22 protein-coding genes and 1 pseudogene are annotated in these 26,676 nt (G+C 67.4%); 3 read left to right on the forward strand and 20 right to left on the reverse strand.

Features of this window, described 5'->3' with window-relative positions:
* Nucleotides 1-46: 46 nt before the first annotated feature.
* Genes B9Y64_RS04435 through B9Y64_RS04445 form a run of 3 tightly spaced genes read right to left on the reverse strand, consistent with a single transcriptional unit; the run spans nt 47 to nt 2,774 of the window.
* On the reverse strand, nt 47-778 hold the full coding sequence (locus tag B9Y64_RS04435; protein WP_100439627.1) for a LytR/AlgR family response regulator transcription factor: 732 nt from the start codon (nt 776-778) through the stop codon (nt 47-49).
* Complete coding sequence (locus B9Y64_RS04440; protein WP_100439899.1) at nt 775-1,821, reverse strand: sensor histidine kinase; 1,047 nt, start codon at nt 1,819-1,821, stop codon at nt 775-777. Before B9Y64_RS04440 ends, B9Y64_RS04435 begins: the two co-directional genes overlap by 4 nt.
* A gap of 26 nt (nt 1,822-1,847) precedes the next feature.
* Nucleotides 1,848-2,774 carry an alpha/beta fold hydrolase gene (locus tag B9Y64_RS04445; protein ID WP_100439628.1) on the reverse strand — a complete coding sequence of 309 codons (927 nt, stop codon included), beginning with the start codon at nt 2,772-2,774 and terminating at the stop codon, nt 1,848-1,850.
* 203 nt (nt 2,775-2,977) lie between these two features.
* Here B9Y64_RS04445 and metF point away from each other — a divergent pair, with 203 nt between their 5' ends.
* On the forward strand, nt 2,978-3,805 hold the full coding sequence (gene metF / locus B9Y64_RS04450) for a methylenetetrahydrofolate reductase [NAD(P)H] (RefSeq protein ID WP_100439629.1): 828 nt from the start codon (nt 2,978-2,980) through the stop codon (nt 3,803-3,805).
* 40 nt (nt 3,806-3,845) lie between these two features.
* A complete protein-coding gene (locus B9Y64_RS04455) occupies nt 3,846-4,430 on the forward strand; it encodes a DUF4124 domain-containing protein (protein WP_100439630.1) in 585 nt (194 codons plus the stop codon).
* A 103-nt stretch (nt 4,431-4,533) separates the two neighbouring features.
* On the opposite strand, the gene B9Y64_RS04460 is transcribed toward B9Y64_RS04455, so the two are convergent.
* The 3 genes from B9Y64_RS04460 to B9Y64_RS04470 all read right to left on the reverse strand — a co-directional run bounded on the left by B9Y64_RS04460 (nt 4,534) and on the right by B9Y64_RS04470 (nt 9,529).
* Nucleotides 4,534-5,487, reverse strand: coding sequence for a Nudix family hydrolase (locus B9Y64_RS04460; protein ID WP_100439631.1), 954 nt, complete (start codon nt 5,485-5,487; stop codon nt 4,534-4,536).
* Nucleotides 5,488-5,589: 102 nt separating this feature from the next.
* Nucleotides 5,590-8,322 (reverse strand): preprotein translocase subunit SecA, encoded by a 2,733-nt coding sequence (secA, locus tag B9Y64_RS04465; protein WP_100439632.1) that lies wholly within the window; start codon nt 8,320-8,322, stop codon nt 5,590-5,592.
* Nucleotides 8,323-8,572: 250 nt separating this feature from the next.
* Nucleotides 8,573-9,529 (reverse strand): M23 family metallopeptidase, encoded by a 957-nt coding sequence (locus B9Y64_RS04470; protein ID WP_100439633.1) that lies wholly within the window; start codon nt 9,527-9,529, stop codon nt 8,573-8,575.
* 12 nt (nt 9,530-9,541) lie between these two features.
* On the opposite strand from B9Y64_RS04470, the gene B9Y64_RS04475 reads away from it, so the two are divergent.
* On the forward strand, nt 9,542-9,991 hold the full coding sequence (locus tag B9Y64_RS04475) for a DUF721 domain-containing protein (protein ID WP_014035989.1): 450 nt from the start codon (nt 9,542-9,544) through the stop codon (nt 9,989-9,991).
* Between the two features lie 281 nt (nt 9,992-10,272).
* Here the strand turns inward: B9Y64_RS04475 and lpxC are convergent, their stop codons facing one another.
* The 14 genes and pseudogenes from lpxC to rsmH form a co-directional block, all read right to left on the reverse strand.
* On the reverse strand, nt 10,273-11,184 hold the full coding sequence (gene lpxC, locus B9Y64_RS04480) for a UDP-3-O-acyl-N-acetylglucosamine deacetylase (protein WP_008267619.1): 912 nt from the start codon (nt 11,182-11,184) through the stop codon (nt 10,273-10,275).
* 205 nt (nt 11,185-11,389) lie between these two features.
* On the reverse strand, nt 11,390-12,625 hold the full coding sequence (ftsZ, locus tag B9Y64_RS04485; RefSeq protein ID WP_005415297.1) for a cell division protein FtsZ: 1,236 nt from the start codon (nt 12,623-12,625) through the stop codon (nt 11,390-11,392).
* Between the two features lie 170 nt (nt 12,626-12,795).
* The gene (gene ftsA / locus B9Y64_RS04490; protein ID WP_005408083.1) at nt 12,796-14,031 is read right to left on the reverse strand and encodes a cell division protein FtsA; all 1,236 of its coding nucleotides are present in this window, start codon (nt 14,029-14,031) and stop codon (nt 12,796-12,798) included.
* 68 nt (nt 14,032-14,099) lie between these two features.
* Nucleotides 14,100-14,777: pseudogene (locus tag B9Y64_RS04495) on the reverse strand (cell division protein FtsQ/DivIB); the annotation flags it as partial.
* On the reverse strand, nt 14,774-15,736 hold the full coding sequence (locus B9Y64_RS04500; protein ID WP_100439635.1) for a D-alanine--D-alanine ligase: 963 nt from the start codon (nt 15,734-15,736) through the stop codon (nt 14,774-14,776). The pseudogene B9Y64_RS04495 and the gene B9Y64_RS04500, both read right to left, overlap by 4 nt.
* The gene (murC, locus tag B9Y64_RS04505; protein WP_100439636.1) at nt 15,733-17,169 is read right to left on the reverse strand and encodes a UDP-N-acetylmuramate--L-alanine ligase; all 1,437 of its coding nucleotides are present in this window, start codon (nt 17,167-17,169) and stop codon (nt 15,733-15,735) included. The genes B9Y64_RS04500 and murC overlap by 4 nt, the downstream gene beginning before the upstream one ends.
* A 40-nt stretch (nt 17,170-17,209) precedes the next feature.
* Entirely contained in the window at nt 17,210-18,298 is a 1,089-nt protein-coding gene (gene murG / locus B9Y64_RS04510) for an undecaprenyldiphospho-muramoylpentapeptide beta-N-acetylglucosaminyltransferase (protein ID WP_100439637.1), read from the reverse strand.
* Nucleotides 18,295-19,626 (reverse strand): putative lipid II flippase FtsW, encoded by a 1,332-nt coding sequence (ftsW, locus tag B9Y64_RS04515; protein ID WP_100439638.1) that lies wholly within the window; start codon nt 19,624-19,626, stop codon nt 18,295-18,297. The genes murG and ftsW overlap by 4 nt, the downstream gene beginning before the upstream one ends.
* A gap of 1 nt (nt 19,627) precedes the next feature.
* Nucleotides 19,628-20,713, reverse strand: a complete 1,086-nt coding sequence (gene mraY / locus B9Y64_RS04520) for a phospho-N-acetylmuramoyl-pentapeptide-transferase (protein WP_100439639.1) — start codon at nt 20,711-20,713, stop codon at nt 19,628-19,630.
* Nucleotides 20,703-22,097 carry a UDP-N-acetylmuramoyl-tripeptide--D-alanyl-D-alanine ligase gene (locus tag B9Y64_RS04525; protein ID WP_100439640.1) on the reverse strand — a complete coding sequence of 465 codons (1,395 nt, stop codon included), beginning with the start codon at nt 22,095-22,097 and terminating at the stop codon, nt 20,703-20,705. Before B9Y64_RS04525 ends, mraY begins: the two co-directional genes overlap by 11 nt.
* Nucleotides 22,094-23,602 carry a UDP-N-acetylmuramoyl-L-alanyl-D-glutamate--2,6-diaminopimelate ligase gene (locus B9Y64_RS04530; protein WP_100439641.1) on the reverse strand — a complete coding sequence of 503 codons (1,509 nt, stop codon included), beginning with the start codon at nt 23,600-23,602 and terminating at the stop codon, nt 22,094-22,096. Before B9Y64_RS04530 ends, B9Y64_RS04525 begins: the two co-directional genes overlap by 4 nt.
* Nucleotides 23,599-25,443, reverse strand: a complete 1,845-nt coding sequence (locus B9Y64_RS04535) for a peptidoglycan D,D-transpeptidase FtsI family protein (RefSeq protein ID WP_100439642.1) — start codon at nt 25,441-25,443, stop codon at nt 23,599-23,601. The genes B9Y64_RS04530 and B9Y64_RS04535 overlap by 4 nt, the downstream gene beginning before the upstream one ends.
* Nucleotides 25,440-25,703 (reverse strand): cell division protein FtsL, encoded by a 264-nt coding sequence (ftsL, locus tag B9Y64_RS04540; protein WP_014035980.1) that lies wholly within the window; start codon nt 25,701-25,703, stop codon nt 25,440-25,442. The genes B9Y64_RS04535 and ftsL overlap by 4 nt, the downstream gene beginning before the upstream one ends.
* Nucleotides 25,700-26,668, reverse strand: coding sequence for a 16S rRNA (cytosine(1402)-N(4))-methyltransferase RsmH (gene rsmH / locus B9Y64_RS04545; protein ID WP_019661066.1), 969 nt, complete (start codon nt 26,666-26,668; stop codon nt 25,700-25,702). Before rsmH ends, ftsL begins: the two co-directional genes overlap by 4 nt.
* Between the last annotated feature and the right edge of the window lie 8 nt (nt 26,669-26,676).

The following is a 26,676-nucleotide window of genomic DNA, read 5'->3' on the forward strand; positions in this document are numbered from 1 at the left end:
TGGCGTGATCAGGAGTTCTACCGCACAGGGTAACCGTTGGCAGCGCCTACAACGCCATCCGCTCACGCAGCTCCCGCGCCTGCCGCCGCGACACTTCCACCTCGCTGCCATCATCCAGCGTCAGGTCGTAGCCGTCGCCGATGCTGGGCGATACCCCACGGATACGGCGCAGGTTGACCAGCGTGTTGCGGTTGGCGCGGAAGAAAAGATCCTGCGGCAGGCGGGCTTCCAGCGCGCTCAGGCTACGGGTCAACAGGGCGTTCTGGTCGCGGAACCACAGCCGCGTGTAGTTGCCATCCACCACCAGCCGGCGGATCTCGGAAACCGCCACGAACCAGCAGCGTTCACCCTCGCGCACGAACACCTGGTCCTGCGCGCCCAGCGTGTTTCGCAGTTCAGGCGCCCCGCTCGCCCCCCCTTCGCGCTCGCGTGCCCGCTCCAATGCTTCCAGCAGGCGCGGTGCCTCCACCGGCTTCACCAGATAGTCCAGCGCATTGGCCTGGAACGCGCGCACCGCGTAGGTGTCGTAGGCGGTAACGAACACCACCGCCGGCACCGTCTCCAGGCCGTCCAGCACATCAAAGCCACTGCCGGAAGGCATCTGCACATCCAGCAGCACCAGGTCCGGCGCCAGCGCAGCGATCGCCTCGCGCGCGGCGGGCACATCGTCTGCCTCGCCCACGCACTGCACCCAGGGCAGCGCCGACAGCAGCGTACGCAGCTCCTGCCGCGCCAGCCGCGCATCATCGACGATCAACACGCGCAGCACGCCATTCATTGCGGAATCTCCAGCAGGGCCTGCATGCGGTCACCGGCCGGTTGCAGCACGAACCGGCCACGCGTGCCCAGCTGCGCGCGCAGGTAGGCCAGGCCGACGCCATGGCCGTGGGTGGGTTCGCTGCCGGCCGCAAGTGGATTGTCCACCTGCAACCGCAGCACATCATTGGTCAGCGTGGCATGGATCCGCACCTCGCCACCGCCCGGGCGACTGGCGATGCCATGCCTGATCGCATTCTCGACCAGCAGCTGCAGCGCCATCGCCGGCAGCTGCGCCTGCGAGGCCCCGTCATCGATGTGCCACCGCACCTGCAGGCGCTGTTCGAAGTGGATCGCCTCGATGGCCAGGTAGTCATCCACCATCGCCAGTTCCTCGGCCAACGTAACCCGTTCGCTGCGATTGTGCGCCAGCGCCTGGCGCAGGGTGCGCGACAGCCGCGTGACCATGTCACGCGCACGTTCGGGATCCTCCAGGATCAGCGCGCGCAGATTGTTCAGCGCATTGAACATGAAATGCGGGTTGAGCCGCGCACGCAGTGCATCACGTTCCAGCGCATTGCGTTCGGCTTCGGCACGCAGGCGGGCCAGTTCGGCCTGGCGCGCACTGCGCATGCCGTGCAGGCCGGCCCACATCGCGGTCCATAGCCCCAGCATCAGCACGGTGTTGAGCCAGTAGAGCAGGCGTGCGACCGGGCGGAAATCACCCGATCGGCCACCAAAATCCACCCATCCCAGCGCCAGCGCCGGCTGCAGCACCGCCGTCAGCAGCAGTTGCGCCAGTGCTGCGCCCAGCAGCACCGCCAGCGCCAGCCGCAGCACCAGCGCGCCCAGGTCCAGCCGCCACCAGTGGCGCCGCAAGGCCAGCGCGCGCACGCTGCCGCTGATGCCATACAGCAGCACGCCGAGGCCGACGCTGATGAGCGCGCTTCCACTGCTGCTGCCACCACCGAACGCGCCGGTCATGGCCAGGCTGATCACGCAGAACAGCGCCCAGCCGAGGGTGTTGATCAACCAGAAGCGCAGCGTGGAGGTCGATTCGGGCATGGCAATGGCCGGCGGGAACGGAAGGATCAGCGGTGGCTGTCGAGGAACGCCTGCACCTGCCCACGCAGCCATTGCGGATCATCCCACATCAGGAAGTGGTGGCCGGTCGCGCTCAGTTCGATGCGCACACCAGGCAGCGCAGCGTACTGCGCCTGGAAGATCGAACGGGCAGAGTCCTCGGTCGCGCCGAAGGCCTGATAGGACGCCCAGGCGCCCAGGACCAGCGTAGGCGAGTGGATGCCGGCCACCTCGCTGCGCAGGTCGGTCACCAGCAGCGAGTACATCGCATCGGCGGTGGTGGCACGATCGCTGTCGTGGCCCCAGCGCTTGAGTTCGGGCAGGCGCGCGGTGCTGTTGGTCAGCGGGGCCAGCGCCGCTTCGGCCTGCGCCTGGTAGCTCGCCGGGTCTGCAGCCAGCATCGCAGTGCGCATCTGTTCAGCCATCGGCTGCACGCTCTGTGCGGTGGCCTGCGGGTTCTGCATGCCGGCATAGAACGGCAACGAATCGACGATCACCAGCGGTCCCAGCGCCTGCGGTTCCTTCACCGCCATCTGCAGCGCCAGCACGCCCCCCAGGCTGTGGCCGATCACCGCCACTGGGCCCAGATGCTGGTCATGCACGTATGCCAGCAGCTGGTCGCGCATCGCCGACAGGAAATCCGCCGGGCGCGGATCGGCGGGCGCAGCACCGGCAAACCCCGGCAACTGCACCAGGTGGCACTGCACATCCTTCAGCGCCAGGCAGGTGGCGCGCCAGACCTCGGCGCTGCTGTTGAGGCCGGGGATCATCAGCAGCGGTCGACCCTTGCCGACCACCTCGACCTGCACCTTGCCGGCGGCCGTGTCAGTGGCGGCATGCGCGGAACCGGAGCCCAGCACGGCCATCGCCATGCCGATCATCGCCAGCCGGGCCAGGGCCTTCATCGCGTACCAGAGTGCCAGGAAGATCTTCATCGTCTGCTCCTTCATCGGGTGGGTGGTGCCGGGATGGGAACAGCGTGCTGCCGGTGCAGCGCCCCCGGTTGAGATTCCGGAGCAACGGCCGGTCAGCAGGGCGAACGGTCGCGCACCACGGATGACCTGCCCTCACGCCGCAATCGCACATCCATCTTGATGAAGCGATATACTGATCCGCACCCGCCGCCACCGCCCGTGCCATGACTGCCATCAGCTTCGAGTTCTATCCGCCCAAGACCGACGAACAGCGCAGCCAGCTGGACCGCGCCGCGGCCAGGCTGAAGGACTACGGCCCCGAGTACGTGTCCTGTACCTTCGGCGCCGGTGGCTCGACACTGAGCTATACCTCCGAGACCGTGCGCCACCTCAACCAGCACCATGGCTTCGAGGCTGCACCGCATCTGTCCTGTGTCGGCGGCACCCGGCAGGAAATCCGCGAACTGCTCAAGCTGTACCGCGCCATCGGCTGCCATCGCCTGGTGGCGCTGCGCGGCGACCTGCCCTCCGGCATGGGGTTTCCCGGCGACATGCGTTACGCCGCCGAGCTGATCGACTTCATCCGTGCCGAACATGGCGACGCCTTCCGCATCGAAGTGGGTGCCTACCCGGAGACCCATCCACAGGCCTCCGATGCACTGGCCGACCTCAGGCACTTCAAGGCCAAGATCGATGCCGGCGCCGACGCGGCGATCACCCAGTACTTCTACAACCCGGATGCGTACTTCCACTTCGTCGATGCCGTGCACCGGCTCGGCGTGCAGGTACCGATCACGCCCGGCATCATGCCGATCGCCAACTTCAGCCAGCTGCGCCGCTTCTCCGAGCAGTGCGGTGCGGAAATCCCGCGCTGGATCAGCCGCAAGATGCAGGCCTACGGCGATGACGCCGAATCGGTGCGGGCGTTCGGCACCGAAGTGGTGGCCAAGCTGTGCCAGCGCCTGGTCGAGGGTGGCGCGCCGGGCCTGCACTTCTACACCTTGAACCTGGCCAAGCCGACCACGTCGGTATTGAAACTGCTGCACGGCTGAAAGCACGCCATGCCAGCGCGATCGGCGCTACCCTGCGTCGATGAACCGGCTTTCCTTCCTGCTGTTGCTGCTGTCGTTGTACCCGGCATCGAGCGTTGTCCATGCGCAGTCCCCACGCTTGAACCGCTGCACCGATGCGCAGGGACAGAGCGTGTACACCGACCGTCCCTGCGACAGCGTCGGCGCCCGATCGCGATTGCCGCCACCCGCACCCACCGGCAGCACCGTGCCGCGCGACACCCTGGGGGCGCGCTGCCCACGACGCCTGAGCGAGCTGGTGGACGCATTGCGCACCGGCATCCTCAGCAACGATGTGAACCGGCTGTCCTCGCTGTACCTGTGGGGCGCGGTCTCCGATGCCGGCGCGCAGCGCATCCTCGGCCAGTTGGAATCGCTGGCGCGACGGCCACTGGTGGACGTGGTACCGGTGTATCCGTCACAGGGGCTCGCGTCCTCGCAGGAGGAGGGTCAGAGCCCTGCGGCGCAGGGGTCCGACCCTGAGCCGCCGGCTGTGCGTCATCCGGTCGGCCTGCGCCTGGAGCAGACCTTGCCCGGCAGCGTGTCGCGCGCTTCGACAGTGCTGGGGTTGCGGCGGCAATACGGGTGTTTCTGGATCACGCTGTGATCGGGAGGGGTCGGATCCCTTTCCAGCGGAAAGGGCCCCGACCCCGGATTGCCGCGATGGGGTCAGAGCCCTGCTGCGCAGGGATCTGACCGCGCATGCCGGCTCACGCCGGCCACAGCCCACGGATCGCAGCGACACCCTGCCCGCCATGGCGGCGGGCTTCGGCGATATGGCCAGCGGCCATCCCGCCCAGCGCGTAGATCGGCAGCGATACCTGCGCGCGCAGTGCGGCGAAGGCCTCCCAGCCCAGCGGCGGCGCCTCGGGATGGCTGGCCGTGGCGTGCACCGGGCCGAGCACCGCAAAGTCGCAGCCCAGCCGCTGCGCCGCCTGCAGCTGCTCCAGATCGTGGCAGGACGCGGCGACCAGCTGTCCTTCCGGCAAGGGCCGCTCCTGCAGGGCCAGCAGCTGCTCGCCGCCCAGGTGCACGCCCACGCCCAGTGAGCGTGCCAACGCGATATCGCGGTTCAGCAGCCACTGCACGCCACGACGATGCGCACGCACGGCCTGTTCGATCATGGCCTGCCGCTGCGGATGCTCCGGCGGCAGGCGCAGCTGGATGCGCTGCTGCCCCGCCGCCACCGCCTGCTGCAGCTGCTCATGCCACCGCTGCACGCCACCGGCATTGTCGGCCGGTGCCGGCGTGATCAGGTAGCGGTCCGGTTGGCGCAGTGCGGCCACCACCGGCAGGTCGGCCGGCGGCATCGAATAGCGGCCCAGCTTGTCCTGCGCCACCCAGGTGATCGCCTGGCCTTCGCGCCCGCGCGGTGTGCCCTTCCAGCTGCGCACATGGCGCACTTCCAGGGTCAGGTGCTTGTCCGGATAGCGCTGCGGCACATCCATCAGCCAGGGCCCGACATCGGCCTCGATGCCCAGCTCTTCGCGCAGTTCACGCACCAGCGCCTGCTCGGAGGTCTCGCCGGATTCACGCTTGCCGCCGGGGAATTCCCACAGGCCGGCCATGTCGCGGTTCTCGGTACGGCGGTTGAGCAGCACGCGGCCACGGGCGTCGGTGATGACGGCGGCCACGACGTGGATCGATCGGGTGGGGGAAACCATGGGGGCAGCATGCCCAGAACAGGGCAACCAGCGCAATGACGAATCCGGGCCGGATCGCCTGCTGCAAAGCAGAAGGCCCCGCTTGCGCGGGGCCTTCCGGGGTCAGCTCAGCTGGCCGTGGCAGTGCTTGTACTTCTTGCCACTGCCGCACGGGCACGGATCATTGCGGCCGATCTTCGGCTCGTCGCGCTGCAGCGTGGCCACACCCTGGCGGGCGGCCTCAACCTGCGCGGCTTCCTCGTCGGCGCTGTAGCCGCCGGCATCCTGGTGCTGGAACTGCGACTGGCTCAGGCGGGCCTGCACCTGCTGGCGCTCGGCGGCTTCCAGGGCCTGCACTTCCTCGTCGCTGCGGATACGCACGCGGGCCAGCAGGGTCACCACTTCGCGCTTGACGTTCTCCAGCATGTCCGAGAACAGCTCGAAGGCTTCCTTCTTGTATTCCTGCTTCGGCTGCTTCTGCGCGTAACCACGCAGGTAGATGCCCTGGCGCAGGTAATCCATGCGCGCCAGGTGCTCCTTCCAGCTCTGGTCCAGCACGGTCAGCATCACGTGCTTCTCCAGCGCGCGCATGGTCTCTTCGCCCAGGCCGGCTTCCTTCTCGGCGAAGTGCTGGTTGACGCGCTCCTGGACCTTGGCGGCGATGGCTTCGGCGTCCAGTTCCTCGTGCTCCTTGACCAGATCGGTCAGCGACATCTGCAGGCCGAAGTCCGACTCCAGGGTCGCTTCCAGGCCACGCAGGTCCCACTGCTCGTCGATCGAGTTCGGCGGCACGAAGCGCGCAACGATGTCGAAGATCACGTCGTCGCGGATGCCGTCGACGTTGCCCTTCACCGACTCGGCGTCCAGCAGCTCGTCGCGCTGGGCGTAGATCACCTTGCGCTGATCGTTGTTGACGTCGTCGAAGTCCAGCAGGTTCTTGCGGATGTCGAAGTTGTGGGCCTCGACCTTGCGCTGCGCCTTTTCGATCTGGCGGCTGACCAGGCGGTCCTCGATGACGTCGTCTTCCTTCATGCCCATCATGCGCATGGCCTTCTGCACCCAGTCGGAGGCGAAGATGCGCATCAGGTTGTCTTCCAGCGACAGGTAGAAGCGGGACGAACCCGGATCACCCTGGCGGCCCGAACGGCCACGCAGCTGGTTGTCGATACGACGCGATTCGTGGCGCTCGGTGCCGACGATGTGCAGGCCGCCCGCGGCCTTCACTGCATCGTGGCGCTTCTGCCATTCGGCCTTGACCGCTGCCTTCTGCTCGTCGGTCGCGTCCTCGCCCAGGGCGTGGATCTCCGCTTCCAGCGAGCCGCCCAGCACGATGTCGGTACCACGGCCGGCCATGTTGGTGGCGATGGTCACCGCCGCCGGGCGGCCAGCGTTGGCGACGATGGTCGCTTCGCGGTCATGCTGCTTGGCGTTGAGCACTTCGTGCTTCACGCCGGCCTTGCTCAGGTGCTCGGACAGCATTTCCGAGGTTTCGATCGAGGTGGTACCCACCAGCACCGGCTGGCCGCGCTTGGCGCACTCCTCGATGTCGGCCAGCACCGCATTGAACTTGCCCTTGCGGTTGAGGAACACCTGGTCCGGGCTGTCCTTGCGGATGGTCGGGCGGTTGGTCGGGATCACCACCACTTCCAGGCCATAGATGCTCTGGAATTCGAACGCCTCGGTATCGGCCGTACCGGTCATGCCGGACAGCTTCTTGTACATGCGGAACAGGTTCTGGAAGGTGATGCTCGCCAGCGTCTGGTTCTCGCGCTGCACCGGCACGCCTTCCTTCGCTTCCACCGCCTGGTGCAGGCCGTCGGACCAGCGGCGGCCGGCCAGGGTGCGGCCGGTGAATTCATCGACGATGACCACTTCGCCGTCGCGCACGATGTAGTCCACGTCACGCTGGTAGATCGCGTGCGCGCGCAGTGCGGCGTTGAGGTGGTGGACCACGGTCAGGTTCTGCGCCGCGTACAGGCCTTCGGTCTCGCCATCGAGGATGCCGGCGTCGACCAGCAGCTGCTCGGCGTGCTCCATGCCTGCCTCGGACAGGTGCACCTGCTTGCCCTTCTCGTCGACCCAGAAATCGCCCTCGCCGTCTTCCACTTCCTGCTTGACCAGGTGCGGCACGACACGGTTGACGCGGATGTACAGCTCCGGGGAATCATCGGCCGGGCCGGAGATGATCAGCGGGGTACGCGCTTCGTCGATCAGGATGGAGTCGACTTCGTCGACGATGGCGTAGTGCAGGCCGCGCTGGTAGCGGTCGGCCTTGGACAGCGCCATGTTGTCGCGCAGGTAGTCGAAACCGAATTCGTTGTTGGTGCCGTAGGTGATATCGGCAGCGTAGGCTTCGCGCTTGTCGCTGTGCGGCATGCCCGGGTACACCACGCCCACGCTCAGGCCCAGCCAGTTGTACAGCTTGCCCATCTGCGCGGCGTCGCGGCGCGCCAGGTAGTCGTTCACGGTGACCACGTGCACGCCCTTGCCTTCCAGCGCGTTGAGGTACACCGGCAGGGTCGCCACCAGGGTCTTGCCTTCACCGGTGCGCATTTCTGCGATCTTGCCCAGGTGAAGCACCATGCCGCCGATCAGCTGCACGTCGTAGTGGCGCATGCCCAGCACGCGGCGACCGGCTTCGCGGCAGACCGCGAACGCTTCCGGCAGCACCTTGTCCAGGGCTTCGCCGCCAGCGATGCGCTGCTTGAACTCCGGCGTCTTGGCCTGAAGCTGCTCGTCGGAAAGCTTCTCGATCTCCGGCTCCAGCGCATTGATCTTGGCGACGATGCGGTTGAGCTGGCGCAGCTGTCGTTCGTTACGACTGCCAAATACGCGGGTAAGCAGGCTGTTGATCATTGAAGGAACCGGGTTGGATGGACACGACGCCCGGCCTCCCCCTTGGGATCCGTCCGTCGCAAACGAAACAGGGCGCCTGGCGCCCTGTCGATGGCAACACCCATTGTAGCTTGGGACGGCCGGCTGAGGTTTCAACCCTTGGGCGATGGGGTCAGAGCCCTTCCGCGCTGCGGAAGGGATCCGACCCCGTGCGGGATCGGGGTCGGATCCCTTTCGCCACAGCGAAAGGGCTCTGACCCCGGACCGGGGTTCAGCCGCGGCTGACCCGGCCGACCGGCGTGTTGCCGCCGTCGCCGAGGAACTTGCGCGGGTTGACCACGTTGCCGTTCTCCCACACCTCGAAGTGCACGTGGGCACCGGTCGAACGACCGGTGGAACCGGCCTTGGCCACTTCCTGGCCAGCACGGACCAGGTCACCGACCTTCACCACCAGGCGCGAATTGTGCGCGTAGCGGGTGACATAGCCATTGCCGTGGTCGACGTCGACCACGTTGCCGTAGCCGCCCTTCACGCCGGAGAAGCTGACCACGCCTTCGGCCACGGCCATCACCGGGTCGCCAACCTTGGCGTGGAAGTCCATGCCCTTGTGGGTGGCGGCGCCGCGGCCGAACGGGTCGGCACGGGTACCGAAACCGGAGGTCACGTAGCTGTTGCGGATCGGCATGCGCGAGGGCACGGCGTTCTGCTGCAGCTGGTGGTCGAACATCAGCGATTCCATCACCGACAGCTGGCGGCCTGAAGCAGCAAAGCGCTGCTCCAGCACCTGTAAGTCGGCGTTGACGTCCTTGACCGGGATGTCGCTGGTCGGGCCACCTGCGTCGCCGTCACCGAGGCCGGGGGTCTCGTTGAAGTCGAACTCGCCGTCTTCCAGCTTGCCCATCTGGGTCAGCCGTTCGCCGAGGGCGTTGAGGCGGGTGGCCTGTGCCTGCAGCTCGCCGAGGCGGGCCGCCAGCGCGTTGACCTGGGTCTGCGCATCGCGCTTGACCTTGGCCAGCTCCGCATCCTGGCGGTCGACCTTGGCCTGCAGGCGCGAATCATTCAGCGCACTGGCGCCAATGCCGCCGGCAAGGCCGATAATGCAGCCTACCCCGAGCACGCTGCCCAGCAGGGCACGGGGGCGGTCCTCGAAATAGAACCGCAAACGCGCGATCGGCGACGCCTTGGCCTGTCCTTCACGCGTTTTGATTACGATCTTTTTGAATGCCATCAGTGAGTTTTCATGTCTGAGCCGAAATCCAGCGTTCGCCCCGCGTCAGTGCCGAAACCGGCCCTGGATGCGGTGATGGCGGACAAAAGCGGGAACCCGCTGCGGCGTGCCTTGTGGCTCGACGCGCTGGACCGTCAGTTGCGCCCCCAGTTGCCGCCACCTCTGCGCAGCCGTTGCCGGCTGGCCAATGTGGACGGGGAACACCTCGTTTTTCTCGTCGAGTCCCCGGTCTGGCATGCCAAATTGCGGCTTGCCGAAGCCCAGTTGCTCGACGCGGCCCGTTCCATCGGGCTGAAGGCCACCAGGGTGACCATCAAGACTGCGTCCACCACTCCCTCACGCTCCCCAGCGATCGACAACCGGAATGGCCCCCACGCAGTTTCAGCCGCCACGCACAAAGGGCTACGCGACGCCTTGGCTTGCCTGCAGGACATTCCCTCGAAGCCGAAGAAACGGTCCTGATGGCAACGGAGCATCCGGCTCCGCTCCCCGTCGCACGTGTCACCACGGCGTGAAACATTTCGGGGGCCGGGTCGCATCCTAGCTGCCATCCGGGGGCCTGTCGTTAGATTGAAGTTAAAACTTCGTTAAATTCAGGCTTCCGATCCAACAGGTTCACAAAACCGTGACCTGGAACCGGCCTTGACCTGCTTCAAGCGCGCTGAATGCGTCGCCGGCGCCGAAAACAACAACGCCGCCCTTGCAGGCGGCGCTTTTATCTTGAAATTCAACAACCTACGAAATCAGGCGTAGGCCGGGGTGGCGTACTCCACCGGGTCCGGGGTGGCCGGTGAGTCGAAGCTGACCCATTCCCAGGCGCTGGCGTCGGCCATCAGGGCCCGCACCAGCTTGTTGTTGAGCGCGTGGCCGGACTTGAAGCCTTCATAGGCGCCCAGCACCTGGCCACCGGCCAGGTAGAGGTCGCCAATGGCGTCAAGGATCTTGTGGCGCACGAATTCGTCGGCGTAACGCAAGCCGTCTTCATTGAGCACGCGGAACTCGTCCAGCACGATGGCGTTGTCCATCGAGCCGCCCAGGCCCAGGTTGCGCTCACGCATGTATTCCAGGTCGCGCATGAAGCCGAAGGTGCGCGCGCGGGAGATTTCCTTGGTGTAGGCCAGCGTCGAGAACTCGATTTCCTGGCGCGACTGCTTGGCCGGGATCATCGGGTGGTCGAACTGGATGGTGAAGCCCAGCTTGTAACCCTCGTACGGGGTGAAGCGGGCCACCTTGTCGCCCTCGGTCACTTCCACGGTCTTCAGCACGCGGATGAAGCGCTTGGGCGCATCCTGTTCCACGATGCCTGCCGACTGCAGCAGGAACACGAACGGGCCAGCCGAACCGTCCATGATCGGCAGCTCGGCCGAGGACAGTTCGACGATGATGTTGTCCACACCCAGGCCGGCCAGTGCCGACATCAGGTGTTCGACGGTCTGGATCTTGGCGTCGTTGCAGGTCAGGCCGGTGCACAGGGTCACCTCGGTGACCAGTTCGGCCTTGGCCGGCACTTCCACGACCGGGTCCAGGTCCACGCGGCGGAACACGATGCCATGGTTGACCGGTGCCGGGCGCAGGGTCATGTAGACCTTGTCACCGCTGTGCAGGCCAACGCCGGTGGCGCGGATCGTGTTCTTGAGGGTGCGTTGCTGGATCATGGGGGATGGACCGGAAGTGACATATTAGATTAACACGCGCACTCCCCTACCCTGGCTGAAACGCCAGTCACAGCCACCGGCAGGACGCACCGGCACGCCGCTGGGAAGCGCGTGAAGCAGGGCGGCCGGGCCCATCCTGGCCCGGCGCCCGCATTTTCAGGACATGGTGGCACAACCCGGGGAGGACAACCCCGGGCCGCCCCGCTTAGTCCGCCTGGCGGCGCAGGAAGGCCGGGATGTCCAGGTAATCGTTCGGCAGTTCGGCGGCTGCCGGGGCCGAAGCCGCCGGGGCCGACGGTGCGGAGGCCGCCGCGGTATCGCTGCTGGCGCGACGCAGGCCCAGGCCCATGCCACCCACCGCCTTGGACACGGCATCGCCACCGTTGTCGAACTCGCCAAACTCCGGCTGGCCGGTGGTGGCATTGCGGACCAGCTTGATCGGCGCACGCTCGCCCGGACGCTGGGTCTTGCTGGCCGAGACGCGGTTCAGGCCCGTGGCCACCACGGTCACGCGCACTTCGTCCTGCATGTCCGGATCCAGCACGGTGCCGACCACCACGGTGGCGTCTTCGGAAGCGAAGCCATCGATGGTGCGGCCGATCTCGTCGAACTCGGCCATGGTGAAGTCGGCGCCGGCGGTGATGTTGACCAGGATGCCGTTGGCACCGGCCAGGTTCACATCGTCCAGCAGCGGGTTCTGGATCGCCGATTCGGCAGCGGCCTGGGCGCGGTCATCGCCACGGGCGGTACCGGTGCCCATCATTGCCAGGCCCATTTCGGACATGACGGTGCGCACGTCGGCGAAGTCGACGTTGATCAGGCCCGGACGCACGATCAGGTCGGCGATGCCCTGCACGGCGCCCTGCAGCACGTCGTTGGCAGCGCGGAAGGCCTGGATCATGGTCGCGTTGCGACCCAGCACGGTGATCAGCTTCTCGTTCGGGATGGTGATCAGCGAGTCGCAGTGCTGGCTCAGTTCCTCGATGCCCTTCAGCGCCACCTGCATGCGGCGACGGCCTTCGAACGGGAACGGCTTGGTGACCACGGCCACGGTCAGGATCCCCATTTCCTTGGCCAGCTGTGCCACCACCGGCGCAGCGCCGGTGCCGGTGCCGCCGCCCATACCGGCGGTGATGAACACCATGTCCGCGCCCTGCAGCGCGTCCATGATGCGCTCACGGTCTTCCAGTGCGGCCTGGCGGCCGACTTCCGGGTTCGCGCCTGCGCCCAGGCCCTTGGTCACGTTGGTACCCAGCTGCAGCTGCAGCTTGGCACCACAATTCTTGATGGCCTGCGAGTCGGTGTTGGCGGTGATGAATTCCACGCCGTCCACCGCCGAGTTGACCATGTGCGCCACGGCATTGCCGCCGCCGCCGCCCACGCCAACCACCTTGATCACCGCATTGGGTGCCATCTTTTCGATCAGTTCAAAATGCGCCATGTCCGTGTCCTCGTTGTATCCGCTTTGGCTGGCATGGGCATTCGGGCGTCCTGCCGTCCTGCTGCATGCCGACGTTGCGGCTGTGTGGGTTGTGTGTTGCCGGTGTTGCGTTGTGATGCGGGTACTGCGGGTGTTGCGCCCGGGCCAGGCCCGGCATTGCGGGATCCGCGTCAGAACTCGCCGCGGAACCAGGTCTTGAGCTTCTTGAACATGCTTCCAGCGCGCCCGGTCGGCAGCGACGGCCGCCGCGGGTGCTCGATCTGGCTGCCCATCAGCAGCAGGCCCACGCCAGTGGCGTGCACCGGGTTGCCGACCACTTCGCCCAGGCCGGTGACGTGCTGCGGGATGCCCACGCGCACCGGCATCTGCAGCATTTCCTCGGCCAGTTCGACCACGCCTTCCATCTTCGAAGCGCCACCGGTCAGCACCATGCCGGCGCGCACCAGTTCCTCGAAGCCGGAGCGGCGCAGTTCGGCCTGCACCATCTCGAAGATTTCCTCGTAACGGCCCTGCACGGCCTGCGCCAGCGAGTGGCGTGGCATGCGCCGCGGCGGGCGGTCGCCCACCGATGGCACCTGGATGCTTTCCTCGGCCGTGGCCAGCTGGGCCAGGGCGCAGGCATAGCGCACCTTGATCTGCTCGGCTTCCGGGGTCGGCGTGCGCAGCATGTGCGCGATGTCGTTGGTCACGTGGTCGCCGGCGATCGGCAGCGAGGCGGTGTGGCAGATCGCGCCCTGCACGAACACGGCGATGTCGGTGGTACCGGCACCCATGTCGACCAGCACCACACCCAGCTCGCGCTCATCGGCGGTCAGCACCGCCACGCTGGAGGCCAGCGAGGACAGCACCAGATCGTCCACCTGCAGGCCGCAGCGCTGCACGCACTTGCTGATGTTGGCCGCCGCCGACTGCGCGCATACCACCAGGTGTGCATGCACTTCCAGGCGCACGCCGGTCATGCCGACCGGGTTGCGGATGCCTTCCTGCGAATCGTCCAGCACGTACTCGCGCGGGATCGCGTGCAGGATCTTCTGGTCGGCCGGGATCGCCACCGCCTTGGCCGCGTCGAGCACGCGATCCAGGTCACCCCAGGTCACTTCACCGTCGCGGATCGGCACGATGCCCGGCGAGTTCTTGCACTGCACGTGGTTGCCGGATATCGAGGCGTACACCGAGCGGATCTCGCAGCCGGCCATCAGCTCGGCTTCTTCCACCGCGCGCTGGATCGACTGCACGGTCGATTCGATATCCACCACCACGCCACGCTTCAGCCCACGCGATTCGTGCGAGCCGATGCCGATCACTTCGATCGGGTTGCCCGGCGAATACTCGCCCACCAGCGCCACCACCTTGGAGGTGCCGATGTCCAGGCCAACGATCAGCGATTTGTCACCCTTGCGATTCATGTCCTTTCCTGCGTCCTTCTGGCCGGGGTCGCCGGCGTTTTCGCCGGCGTGGCCGGGGTACCCCAGCTCAGCGTGAAACCATTGGTGTAACGGAGGTCGGCGCGCTCGATCGGCGCGGCCTGGCTGCTCAGCTGCGGCAGCACCTGCACGAAACGCTGCATGCGCGAGCGCGCGTCATCGCGGCCGACCACCACTTCGGTGCCGTTGCTCAGCACCAGCGACCAGCTGCCGCGTGCATCCATCGTCACCCGGCGCACATCGACGCCGGCCGGTGCGAACAATGCACGCGAGTCGCTGTACAGCTTCATCACTTCTTCGGTCTGGCTGTCCGGGCCATCCAGTTCGGGCAATGCCAGGTCGGACAGCTTCTTCGGCGTGGGGAACAGCTTGCCCTGCTCGGAGACCAGGCGGTCGCTGCCCCAGCGTGCGAATGGTTTGTGCTCGACCAGGGTCACTTCCAGCACATCCGGCCACTGCTTGCGTACCTGTGCGCTCTCCACCCACGGCAGCTTTTCCAGTGCGTCCTGCGCATCCTGCAGCTTGACCGCGAAGAAGCCGGCGCGCGCGTACGGCAGCAGCACCTGCTGCAGCTGTTCGGCCGGCACACGCTTGAACTCACCATGCACGCGCAGCTTCGCCAGCGGCCAGCGCTCGGCGCCGACCCAGCCATTGACCACGGCCACCACCGGCAGTGCAACCACCGACAGCGCCAACAGCCAGACGAAGATGCGCAGCACCGCGTTCATGCGTGCGGGGCCTCCAGGGTCTGTTCCAGCACACGCCACACCAGTTCCTCGAAACCGATGCCGGCCTGGCGGGCAGCCTTGGGCACCAGCGAATGGCTGGTCATGCCCGGCGCGGTGTTCACTTCCAGCAGGAAGAAACGGCCGCTGGCACGATCACGCATCACGTCCACGCGGCCCCAGCCACGGCAGCCGGCGGCGCGGAACGCGGCCAGCGCGATGCGCCGGATCTCTTCTTCGTCGCCGCCGTCCAGGCCCGGGCACAGGTACTGGGTATCCTCGGCGATGTACTTGGCGTTGTAGTCGTACCACTGGCCCTTGGGCACGATGCGGATCGAGGGCAGTGCAACATCGCCGAGGATGGCCACGGTCAGCTCATCGCCCACCACCATCTGTTCCATCAGCAGCTGACCGTCGTAGCGCGCGGCCAGGGCCACGGCATCGTCCAGGCCCGCCTCGTCGGTGACCCGGCTGATACCCACGCTGGAGCCTTCGTTGGCCGGCTTCACCACCACCGGCAGGCCCAGCTCGGCGGCCAGCGCATGCACCGTGGCGGCGTCGACCTTCCTGTACTGCGGGGTCGGCAGGCCCAGCGACAGCCACACCTGCTTGGTGCGGATCTTGTCCATGCTCAGCGCGGAACCCAGTACGTCCGAGCCGGTGTACGGCACGCCGAAGGCATCCATCAGGCCCTGCACGATGCCATCCTCACCGCCACCGTTGTGGCCGTGCAGGATGTTGAACACGCGGTCGATGCCACCGGCGGCGAGCGCGCTGGCCAGCGCCGGAATGCCATCGACAGCGAACGCATCGATGCCACGCGACTGCAGGGCTTCGAGCACGTTGCGGCCCGAATCCAGCGACACCTCGCGTTCGCTGGAACTGCCGCCGAGCAGCACCGCGACACGGCCGAACACGGCCGGGTCGGTCACGCGCAGCGGCGGGAAGGTCAGCGCGCTCACGCCTGGTCCTCCGCCTTGAAGCCTTCCACCGCGATATGGGTAGCGACGGCGCCGATGTCACCGGCGCCCATCATCAGCAGCAGGTCACCGTCCTGGAGCACATCCGGCAGCACGCTGGCCAGCTCGGCGGCCTTGCCCACCACCACCGGCTCGCTGCGGCCGCGCGCGCGGATGGCACGGGCCAGCGCATGCGAATCGGCACCGGCAATCGGCTCCTCGCCGGCCGGATAGACCTCGCTCAGCACCAGCGCATCGACACTGGACAGCACCGCGGCAAACTTGTCGAACTGGTCACGGGTACGGCTGTAGCGATGCGGCTGGAAGGCCACCACCAGGCGCTTGTCGGCCCAGCCACCGCGGGCGGCGGCGAACACCGCTTCCAGCTCGCTCGGGTGATGGCCGTAGTCGTCGATGATGCGGACCTTGGCACCACTGGCGGTGGTCACTTCGCCCAGATCATTGAAGCGGCGGCCGACACCGGCGAATCCTTCCAGCGCGCGTGCGATCGCATCCGGTGCCACGCCCAGCTGCCAGCCCACCGCAGCGGCGGCCAGCGCGTTGAGCACGTTGTGCCTGCCCGGCAGCGCCAGTACCACTTCCTGGCTGGTGCCCTGCGGCAGGCGCAGGGTGAAGCGCATGCGCGAACCTTCCTGCACCACGTTCTCGGCGCGCACGTCGGCCTGCGGGCTCAGGCCGTAGCTCATCACGTGGCGCGGGGTCTTGGCGGCCAGCGCGGCCACTTCCGGATCATCGATGCACAGCACCGCCAGGCCGTAGAACGGCAGGCGCTGCAGGAACTCGGCGAACGCCGCCTGCACGCGGGCGAAATCGTTGCCGTAGTTCTCCAGGTGGTCGGCATCGATGTTCGTGATGATCGACATCAGCGGGTTCAGGCGCAGGAAGCTGCCGTCGCTTTCGTCAGCCTCGGCCACCAGCCACTGCCCACCCCCCAGCTTGGCGTTGGCACCGGCGGCCAGCAGCTGGCCACCGATCACGAACGTCGGGTCCAGGCCACCTTCGCTCAGTACCGCCGCGGTCAGGCTGGTGGTGGTGGTCTTTCCGTGGGTACCGGCCACGGCAATGCCGCGGCGGAAGCGCATCAGCTCGGCCAGCATCGCCGCGCGCGGCATGATCGGAATGCGCTGGCTGCGCGCTTCCATCAGTTCCGGGTTGTCTTCGCGGATGGCACTGGAGACCACCACGCAGTCGGTGCCCAGCACGTTGGCTGCAGAGTGGCCGCGCATGATGCGCGCGCCCAGGCTGGCCAGGCGACGGGTTGCCACGTTGTCAGCGTTGTCCGAACCGGACACTTCATAGCCCAGCGTCAGCATCACTTCGGCGATACCGCTCATGCCGGTGCCGCCGATGCCGACGAAATGCACGCGCGGGAACGCGCGCACCAGGTCGTTGGTGTCGTGCAGGCGACGGATCATGCGCGGCCTCGCGCAGGGCAGGCGCGGTGGCATGCCTTCTTCATACAGCTTCCTCGAGAATGATATCGGCGATGCGCTCGGCGGCATCAACCTTGGCCAGGGCACGCGCGGCTTGCGCCATCTGCATGCGGCGGGCGGGATTTTCGGACAGATCGCGCAGCAGTGCGGCAATGCCGTCGGCCAGCGTTCCGTCCTGCTTCAGCAAAATCGCCGCGCCGCGCTCGACCAGGTACTCCGCATTGCGGGTCTGGTGATCGTCGACGGCGGCGGGGAATGGCACCAGCACGCTGCCGACACCGACCGCGCACAGCTCGGCCAGCGTGGACGCGCCGGAACGGCACACGACCAGATCGGCCCAGGCGAAGGCCTCGGCCATGTCGGCGATGAACGGGGTGATTTCAGCCTGGACGCCGGCCTTGGCATACGCCTCGACCGCTTCGGCATGCATCTTCTCGCCGCTCTGGTGGCGCACCTGCACCGGCACGCCCGAACCCAGCGCAGCAATCGCCTGCGGCACGCCGGTGTTGAGAGCACGCGCACCCTGGCTGCCCCCCACCACCAGCACGCGCAGCGGGCCGTGACGGTCGGCGAAGCGCTGTTCCGGCGGGGCAATGGCGGCGATCTCCGCACGCACCGGGTTGCCGACGAACTCCTCGCGCTTGGCGAAGGTGCCCGGAAAACCGGTCAACAGGCGGCGCGCATAGCGCGACAGGATGCGGTTGGTCAGGCCCGGCGCACGGTTCTGCTCATGCACGATCAGCGGCAGGCCATGCAGGCGCGTGGCCATGCCACCGGGGCCGGAGGCGAAGCCACCGAAGGCGACCACCGCGCGCGGCTGGCGCTTGCGGATGATCAGCCCAGCCGCGCGCAGCGCACGCATCAGCCGCCACGGCGCAGCCAGCAGGGCCAGCTTGCCCTTGCCGCGCAGGCCGGTGATGGCCAGCGTGTCGATGGCGATGTCGTGCTGCGGCACCAGGCGGGTTTCCATCGCGCCGTCGGCGCCCATCCAGGTCACCGGCACGCCGCGCTCGCGCAGCACGCGGGCCACGGCCAGGCCGGGGAAGATGTGGCCGCCGGTGCCACCGGCCAGGATCATCACCGGACGTCCATTCTCGGTGGCTGCACTCATGACAGCCTCCCGAAGGTCGGTTCGATGCGCGACTGCAGGCGGCTGGTGCCGCGTGCGGCGTTCGCTGCAGCGGATGCGGGCGCCGATGCGGCTGGTTCGGCGCTCATCGGCACGCTGGCGGCCACCGCAGCGGCGGGCTCGTCCATCGGCTCGGCAGCGGCGTCTTCGGAGCCACCGATGCGCACGGCCTGGCGGCGCTCGGCGCGCTTGAGTTCATAGGACACGCGCAGCAGCAGGCCCATCGCCACGCAGGTCATCAGCACCGACGAACCGCCGGAGGAGATCAGCGGCAGGGTCAGGCCCTTGGTCGGCAGGATGCCCAGGTTCACGCCGATCGAGACGAAGGTCTGCATGCTGATCCACAGGCCGATGCCGAAGGCGATGTAGCCGGAGAAGTGGCGCTTCATTTCCACGCAGCGCATGCCCAGCCAGAAGGTGCGGCCCACCAGCAGCGCGTACAGCGCCACGATCACGCAGGTACCCAGGAAGCCGAATTCCTCGGCGGTGACCGAGAAGATGAAGTCGGTATGCGCTTCCGGCAGGTAGTACAGCTTCTGCACCGAATTGCCGAGGCCGACGCCGGTCCATTCGCCACGGCCCACCGCCATCAGCGCATTGGACAGCTGGTAGCCGTCGCCCTGCTGGTCGGCCCACGGGTCCAGGAAGGAGGTGATGCGGCGCATGCGGTACGGCTCGATGATCGCCAGTGCGCTCATGCCGACCAGGCCGATGATCACCGGCATCGACATGCGCGGCATGTTCACCCCGCCCAGCACCAGCATGCCGGCGGTGATCGCCAGCAGCAGGGTCGAAGAACCGAAGTCCGGCTGCAGCAGCAGCAGCACCACCAGCGCACCGGCCACGCCCAGCGGCTTGAGCATCGCCGGCCAGGTCGCATTGACCTCGTCGCGGAAGCGCACCAGGTAGCTGGACAGCCAGACGATGTACAGCACCTTCACCGCCTCGACCGTCTGGAACTTGGACACGCCCAGGTTGATCCAGCGGCGTGCACCGTTGACCGTGCTGCCCAGGCCCGGCATGAACACCGCCAGCAGCAGCACGAAGCAGCCCAGCAACAGCATCTGGTTGTACTGCTCGATGGACTTCAGCTCGGTGCGGGCGGCGATGACCGCCAGCACGATACCCACCGCCAGGAAGATCAGGTGGCGGTTGAGGTAGTAGAACGGGCTGCTCATCAGTGCGATCGAGCTGGACGCCACCATCACCACGCCGACACCGGTGAGCGCGATGATCGCGCCCAGCAGCCACTTGTCGTAGCTGCCTTCGATGGCTTCAAGGCGTGTTGCCTGGCGGGACAGGTCGTTCATCTCAGCGCACCTTCAACGTGGCCAGGCCGATCAGCACGAGCACGACGGAGATGATCCAGAAGCGCACGATCACGCGCGGCTCCGGCCAGCCCTTCAGTTCGAAATGGTGGTGGATCGGCGCCATGCGGAACACGCGCTTGCCGGTCAGCTTGAACGAAGCGACCTGGATCATCACCGACAGCGTTTCGATGACGAACACGCCGCCCATGATCACCAGCACCAGCTCCTGGCGGGTGATCACTGCGATGGTGCCCAGCACCGCGCCCAGCGACAGCGCGCCGATGTCGCCCATGAAGACCATGGCCGGATAGGTGTTGAACCACAGGAAGCCAAGGCCCGCGCCGGCAATCGCCGCGCAGATGATGACCAGCTCGCCGGCGCCCGGGATCTGCGGAATCTGCAGGTAGTTGGCGAACACCACGTTGCCCGAGGCATAGGCGAACACGCCCAGTGCGCAGGCCACCAGCACGGTCGGCATGATCGCCAGGCCATCCAGGCCGTCGGTCAGGTTCACCGCATTGGAGAATCCGACAATCCAGAAATAGGCGATGGCCACGAAGCCGATGCCGGCCAGGGGCAATGCCACCGACTTGAACATCGGGATGTAGAAGGTCAGCGCCGCCGGCACGTCGGCCGTGTAGAACAGGAACAGGCCCGCAGCCAGGCCGAAGATCGACTGCAGCAGGTACTTCCAGCGCGACTTCAGTCCGTTCGGGTCACGGCGGACGATCTTGATCCAGTCGTCATACCAGCCGATGGCGCCGAAGCACAGCATCACTGCCAGCACCAGCCACACGTAGCGGTTGCGCAGATCGGCCCACATCAGCACCGACAGCGTGACGGTGAGCAGGATCAGCGAACCACCCATGGTCGGCGTGCCGGCCTTGGAGAAGTGGGTCTGCGGGCCGTCCGTGCGGATCGGCTGGCCGCCCTTGAACTGGGCAAGCTTGCGGATCATCGCCGGGCCGAGCCACAGCGACAGGAACAGGGCCGTCAGCGCGGCAAGGATGGCGCGGAACGTCTGGTAGTTGAACAGCCCGAACAGGCTCTCCAACTGCTGCAACCATCGAGCCAGTTCATACAACATGCGGGGATTCCTCTCCTTGCGCCAGCAGCGCTTTGACGATCAGGTCCATGGCACTGCCACGGGAACCCTTGACCAGGCAGCGCACACCAGCGTGCAACTCGTCCTGCAGCGCCTTCGACAGCGCATCATGGGTGGCGAAATGGCGGCCACCTTCGCCGAAGGCAGCCGCAGCGGCGGTGCTGAGCGGGCCCAGCGCGTACAGACGCTTCAAGCCTGCGGCGCGCGCGCGCAGGCCGGCCTGCGCATGCAGCGCCTGCGCATCCGGGCCCAGCTCGCGCATGTCGCCCAGCACCAGCCACCCCTCTTCCGGCGCGGCGGCCAGGGCATCGATGGCAGCGGCCAGCGAACCGGGGTTGGCGTTGTAGCTGTCATCCACCAGCACCGCGCCGTTGCGCAGCTGATGGGCAATCTGGCGGCCCGGTACCGGCTGCGCTTCGGCCAGGCCGGACGCAATCAGCGCCAGATCGACACCGGCGGCCAGGGCCAGGCTGGCGGCGGCCAGCGCATTGCTGACGTTGTGTCGGCCCGGCAGGCCCAGCACCACGCGGGCTTCGCCGGTCGGTGCGACCAGGGTGAACTGGCTGCCCTGCGCACCGGCGCGGATATCACGCGCGGTCACGTCCGCCGAGTGTTCCAGGCCATAACGCAGCACACGGCAGCGCGCCGGGGTGCCGATGAAGTGCTGTTCGAACCAGCGGCCATAGGCATCGTCGGCGTTGATCACCGCCACGCCATCGGCCGGCAGCGCGGCATAGATCGCGCCCTTGGTCACCGCCACGCCAAGCAGGCTGCCCATGCGTTCCAGGTGTGCCGGGGCGATGTTGTTGACCAGTGCATAACGCGGGCGGGCGATGTCGGTCAGGTAGGCGATATCGCCCGGCTTGCCCGCGCCCATCTCGTAGACGGCGTAGTCGGCATCTTCCGGCGCATCGATCACTGCCAGCGGCAGGCCGATCTCGTTGTTGCGGTTGCCCGGGTTGGCATAGACCACCTTGTGCGCGTGCCGGGCCACCTGCTGCAGGATGGCCAGCAGCAGGCTCTTCACGCTGGTCTTGCCATTGCTGCCGGTGATCGCGAACACCTCGGTGCCGCGGTCGCGCTGCATGCCGGTGGCGATCTTCGCCAGTGCCAGTTCGCTGTCGGCCACCAGTACCTGCGGCAGTTCGATCGGCAGCAGGCGCTCGACCAGCAGCGCACTGGCACCGCGTGCCTGTGCGTCGGCGGCAAAGTCATGGCCGTCGAAACGCTCGCCGCGCAGCGCCACGTACAGGCTGCCCGGGCCGAGGTTGCGGGTGTCATTGCTGACCGCATCGATGGCCACGTCGTCGCCGTGGATCTCGCCACCGGCCCAGTGTGCGATCAGCGAAAGCAGGGTGCGCTTCATGCGATGCCCTCCCCGGCCTGAGCGGCCAGCACACCGGCCTTGGCCGCCAGTGCAGCGGCAGCCACTTCGGTGTCGTCGAAGTCATGGCGCACGCCATTGACCTCCTGGTAGGGCTCATGGCCCTTGCCAGCGATCAGGATGATGTCGCCGGCGCCGGCACGCTTCACTGCCAGGCCGATCGCACGCGCGCGGCTGCGCTGCACGGTCACGGCATCGGCATTCTGGAAGCCGGCCAGGATGTCGGCGACGATCACGTCGCCATCTTCGCCACGCGGGTTGTCATCGGTGACGATGACCTGGTTGGCCAGGCGCTCGGCAATCGCCGCCATCTGCGGGCGCTTGCCGGTATCGCGCTCGCCACCGCAGCCGAACACGCAGAACAGCGCCCCGTGCAGGTGGCCATGCAGGCTGTCCAGCGCCTGTTCCAGCGCGTCCGGGGTATGCGCGTAGTCGACCACCACGGTCGGCAGGCCGTCTTCGCCGCCCAGGCGGTTCATGCGGCCACGGATCGGCTGCAGCGCCGACAGCACCTCGGCGATACGCGGCAGCGGCTGGCCCTGCGCATGCAGGGTACCGGCCACGGCCAGCAGGTTGTCCACGTTGAAGCGGCCCAGCAGCGGCGACTGCACCGCCGCGCGCTGGCCGTCGATGACCAGCTCGAAAGCGATACCGCGTCCATCCAGCTGCAGCGCCTCGGCGCGCACGCTGGCGTCGCTGGCACCGCGCGAGCTCAGGCCGATCGCCTGCACCCCGGCCGGCAGGCCAGCGAACAGCTGGCGACCGAAGGCGTCGTCAAGATTGATCACCGCGGCCTTCAGGCCCGGGCGGTGGAACAGCCGCGCCTTGGCCGCGCCGTAGCTGGCCATGTCACCGTGGTAATCCAGATGGTCGCGGGTGAGGTTGGTGAACACCGCCACGTCGTAGTGCACGGCGTCCACGCGGCCCTGGTCCAGCGCGTGCGAGCTGACTTCCATCGCCACCGCGCGCGCACCGGCATCGCGCAGCTGCGCCAGCAACGCATGCATCTGCAGTACCAGCGGCGTGGTGAAGCCGGTCGGCTCGACCGAACCATAAAGTCCGGCGCCCAACGTGCCGATACTGCCACTGGGCGTTCCGAGCAGGTGCCAGGCCTGGGCCAGCAGCTGCACGGTGGATGTCTTGCCGTTGGTGCCGGTCACGCCCACCATCGCCATCGCCCGCGACGGCGCGCCATGGAACTGGTCGGCCATCGCACCCATGCGCGCGCGCAGGTCCGGCACGGCGATGGCATCGCCCGGTGCTGGCAGTTCGGCAGGTGCCGGCGGTTCGAACAGGATGGCGCTGGCACCGGCGGCGCGGGCCTGCTCGACAAAGCCCAGGCCATGCGCGCCGAAACCGGCGATGGCGACGAAGGCATTGCCGGGGCGCACGGCACGGCTGTCCAGCACCAGGCCGGTCAGAACGGGGTCGTGCCCTGCAAGGGCAACGTCCGGAAGCAACTGCGAAAGCAACATCGAAGGACTCATTGCGTGCCTCCCGTAGCGGGCGGCGTCAAAGCTTGTGCGCTCGGCAGCGCAGCATCGAATTCAGCAGCGGCATCGACCGGCAGTGCGGTCTCGGCCGGCGGCGCGGGCAGGATCGAGGCCGAATGGCCGACCTTGCCGGACTGCTGTGCGGCCAGCCACGACTGCAGGTCGTCCAGCGGCACGTCCATCAGGCGCAGGGTGCCTTCCATCACGTTGTGGTAGACCGGCGCCGACACCAGGCCGCCGTAGAACTTGCCGGCCTGCGGGTCGTTGATGACGATGACGGTGGCGAAACGCGGATTGGTGGCCGGCACCACGCCAGCGAACAGCGCGTTGTAATGGCCGCGCTCGTAACCGCCGGGGCCGGCCTTGCGCGCAGTACCGGTCTTGCCGGCCACGCGGTAGCCCAGTACCGCCGCCTGCTTCGCGCCGCCCTGGGTGACCACCGTTTCCATCATCGCCACCACCTGCCTGGCGACGTTCTCGTCGATGATCTGCTGGCCTTCGTTGCGCTGGCCCTTGACGAAGGTCGGCGCGATCAGGCGGCCGCCGTTGGCCAGCGCCGAGTACGCGGTGGCAATCTGCAGCGGCGTGACCGACAGGCCGTAGCCATAGGACATGGTGGTCTTGGTGGTGCCCGACCAGCGTGCCGGACGCATCACCACACCGGCCGACTCACCCGGGAAACCGCTGTGCGGCGCCGAGCCATAGCCGAAGCGGCGCACGCCGTCATAGAAGGTCTGGTCCGGCATCTTGGCCGCGACCTTGGCGGCACCCACGTTCGAACTGCGGGTGATCACGCCGGTCACGTTCAGCACGCCGTTGTTGCGCGGCACGTCGCGGATGGTGAAGCGGCCCAGGGTCATGTAGCCCGGGTTGGTGTCGATGACGGTGTCCTTGGTCACCGCACCGGCCTGCAGCGCGGTGGCGATGGTCAGCGGCTTCATCGTCGAACCCGGCTCGACCAGGTCGGTCACCGCGCGGTTGCGGCGCGTATCGGGGATCGCGCCGGTCAGCGAGTTCGGGTTGTAGGTCGGCAGGTTGACCATGGCCAGGATCTCGCCGGTGGTCACATCCATGATCACCATCGAACCGCCCGCCGCCTTGTTGGCCACCAGCGCGTTGCGCAGCTCCTTGAAGGCCAGGTACTGGATGCGGCGGTCGATGCTGAGGGTCAGGTCCTTGCCCGGTTCGGCGGCGCGCAGCAGGTCGCTCTCGACCGTCTCGCCCTTGCGGTTGCGGATCACCCGCTTGGCACCGGCCTTGCCGCGCAGCCATTCGTCGAACGCCAGTTCCAGGCCTTCCTGGCCGCGGTCGTCGATGTTGGTGAAGCCCAGCACGTGCGCCATCGCCTCACCCTGCGGGTAGAAGCGACGGAACTCGCGCTGCGCGGCCACGCCCGGAATCTTCAGCGCGACCACCTTCTCCGCTTCGTCCGGATTGATCCGGCGGCGCAGGTACATGAATTCCTTGTCCGACTTCTGCGACAGGCGGCTGCTCAGCTCATCCACCGACATGCCGACCGCCTGGGCCAGCTCGGGAATACGCTCGGGCGAGCGCAGCAGGTCCTGCGGGTTGACCCAGATCGAGGCAACCGGCGTGGACACCGCCAGCGGCTCGCCGTTGCGGTCGGTGATCATGCCTCGCGACGTCTTGATCGGCAGCTCGCGCAGGTAGCGGGCCTCGCCCTGGCGCTGGTAGAAATCGCTGTTGATGATCTGCACGTAGGCCGCACGACCGACCAGCGACACCGAGCACAGGCCGAGCGCCAGCGCGACCCAGCGCAGGCGCTGGCGCAGGTTGAAGGCATTGCGCGGGCGGTTGCGGCCGGTCTTGCTCATGGGCGCACCACGACGATGTCGCCGGCCTCTGGGAACTTCATGCCGAGCTTCTCGCGGGCAATGCGGTCCACGCGGTTGGCCTCGGCCAGGGTCGCCTGCTCCAGCTGCAGGCGGCCGAATTCAAGGTTGATGTCATCACGCGTGCGCTCGGCACGCGACAGTTCGATGAACGTCTGCCGATGACGGTGACGCACGAACACGACGCCGATCGCCGAGGCCACGGTGCAGGCCAGCAGGATGATCAGCAGCAGCCGGCTCATGCGTCGGCCTCCCGCTTCTGTGCCACGCGCAGCACGGCGCTGCGGGCACGCGGGTTGGCGGCCAGCTCTTCGTCGGTGGCCTTGATCGCACCGCCGATCAGGTCCAGCGTCGGCACGAACGCAACGGCCTCGGGCAGGCGGCGGTTGGCCGGCGGCGCCTTGGCCAGGCGGTTCATGTACTGCTTGACGATGCGGTCTTCCAGCGAGTGGAAGCTGATCACCGCCAGGCGGCCACCGGGCTTGAGCCGTTCCACCGCCGCATCGAGCCCGGCTTCCAGATCGGCCAGCTCGCGGTTGATGTGGATGCGGATGGCCTGGAAGCTGCGCGTGGCCGGGTGGATCTTGTCCTTGCCGCGCGGCATCACCGAGGCGATCAGTTCGGCCAGTTCGGCGGTGCGGGTAAATGGCTGCTTCTCACGGCGGGCCACGATGGCGCGGGCGATGCGCCGGCTCTGGCGCTCTTCGCCATAGGTCCACAGCACGTCGGCAATCTCGCGGTCTTCGACGCGGTTGATCCACTGCGCGGCGCTTTCACCGCTGTCCGGGTCCATGCGCATGTCCAGCGGGCCGTCCTTGCCGAAGCTGAAGCCGCGTTCGGCCACATCCAGCTGCGGCGACGACACGCCGAGGTCGAACAGCACGCCGTCCAGGCCTTCAGCCGTCGCATCCCACTGCAGCAGCTGGGCGAAGCTGCCACGGAAGATGGACACGCGCGGGTCCGGCGCGAAATCGCGCTCGGCAACGGCGATGGCTTCCGGATCCTTGTCCATGACCAGCAGGCGCCCCTCGGGACCGAGCTGGGTAAGCACGCCACGTGCATGACCGCCACGACCGAACGTGCCATCCAGATAACGTCCGTTTTCGATCACCCTCAGGCCTTCAAGGACCTGGGTGTACAGGACCGGCAGGTGCACCGCCGGCGACTGCGACACCGGAAGGTGACCGGTCTGCGCTTCTGGGCGCATCCGGGCAC

This window comes from Stenotrophomonas maltophilia, from assembly GCF_002799245.1.
Classification (GTDB): Bacteria; Pseudomonadota; Gammaproteobacteria; order Xanthomonadales; family Xanthomonadaceae; genus Stenotrophomonas; species Stenotrophomonas maltophilia_S.

Excerpts from the sequence above, each read along its gene's own strand:
- B9Y64_RS04525 (WP_100439640.1), bottom strand. The coding sequence starts at position 22,097 with ATGAAGCGCACCCTGCTTTCGCTGATCGCACACTGGGCCGGTGGCGAG.
- murG (WP_100439637.1), bottom strand. The coding sequence starts at position 18,298 with ATGAGTGCAGCCACCGAGAATGGACGTCCGGTGATGATCCTGGCCGGT.
- B9Y64_RS04530 (WP_100439641.1), bottom strand. The coding sequence starts at position 23,602 with ATGAGTCCTTCGATGTTGCTTTCGCAGTTGCTTCCGGACGTTGCCCTT.
- B9Y64_RS04440 (WP_100439899.1), bottom strand. The coding sequence starts at position 1,821 with ATGCCCGAATCGACCTCCACGCTGCGCTTCTGGTTGATCAACACCCTC.
- ftsA (WP_005408083.1), bottom strand. The coding sequence starts at position 14,031 with ATGAATCGCAAGGGTGACAAATCGCTGATCGTTGGCCTGGACATCGGC.
- B9Y64_RS04445 (WP_100439628.1), bottom strand. The coding sequence starts at position 2,774 with ATGAAGATCTTCCTGGCACTCTGGTACGCGATGAAGGCCCTGGCCCGG.
- murC (WP_100439636.1), bottom strand. The coding sequence starts at position 17,169 with ATGATCCGTCGCCTGCACGACACCAACGACCTGGTGCGCGCGTTCCCG.
- B9Y64_RS04455 (WP_100439630.1), top strand. The coding sequence starts at position 3,846 with ATGAACCGGCTTTCCTTCCTGCTGTTGCTGCTGTCGTTGTACCCGGCA.
- mraY (WP_100439639.1), bottom strand. The coding sequence starts at position 20,713 with ATGTTGTATGAACTGGCTCGATGGTTGCAGCAGTTGGAGAGCCTGTTC.
- secA (WP_100439632.1), bottom strand. The coding sequence starts at position 8,322 with ATGATCAACAGCCTGCTTACCCGCGTATTTGGCAGTCGTAACGAACGA.
- ftsZ (WP_005415297.1), bottom strand. The coding sequence starts at position 12,625 with ATGGCGCATTTTGAACTGATCGAAAAGATGGCACCCAATGCGGTGATC.
- metF (WP_100439629.1), top strand. The coding sequence starts at position 2,978 with ATGACTGCCATCAGCTTCGAGTTCTATCCGCCCAAGACCGACGAACAG.
- B9Y64_RS04460 (WP_100439631.1), bottom strand. The coding sequence starts at position 5,487 with ATGGTTTCCCCCACCCGATCGATCCACGTCGTGGCCGCCGTCATCACC.
- rsmH (WP_019661066.1), bottom strand. The coding sequence starts at position 26,668 with ATGCGCCCAGAAGCGCAGACCGGTCACCTTCCGGTGTCGCAGTCGCCG.
- B9Y64_RS04535 (WP_100439642.1), bottom strand. The coding sequence starts at position 25,443 with ATGAGCAAGACCGGCCGCAACCGCCCGCGCAATGCCTTCAACCTGCGC.
- B9Y64_RS04475 (WP_014035989.1), top strand. The coding sequence starts at position 9,542 with ATGTCTGAGCCGAAATCCAGCGTTCGCCCCGCGTCAGTGCCGAAACCG.
- B9Y64_RS04435 (WP_100439627.1), bottom strand. The coding sequence starts at position 778 with ATGAATGGCGTGCTGCGCGTGTTGATCGTCGATGATGCGCGGCTGGCG.
- ftsW (WP_100439638.1), bottom strand. The coding sequence starts at position 19,626 with ATGAACGACCTGTCCCGCCAGGCAACACGCCTTGAAGCCATCGAAGGC.
- lpxC (WP_008267619.1), bottom strand. The coding sequence starts at position 11,184 with ATGATCCAGCAACGCACCCTCAAGAACACGATCCGCGCCACCGGCGTT.
- B9Y64_RS04470 (WP_100439633.1), bottom strand. The coding sequence starts at position 9,529 with ATGGCATTCAAAAAGATCGTAATCAAAACGCGTGAAGGACAGGCCAAG.
- ftsL (WP_014035980.1), bottom strand. The coding sequence starts at position 25,703 with ATGAGCCGGCTGCTGCTGATCATCCTGCTGGCCTGCACCGTGGCCTCG.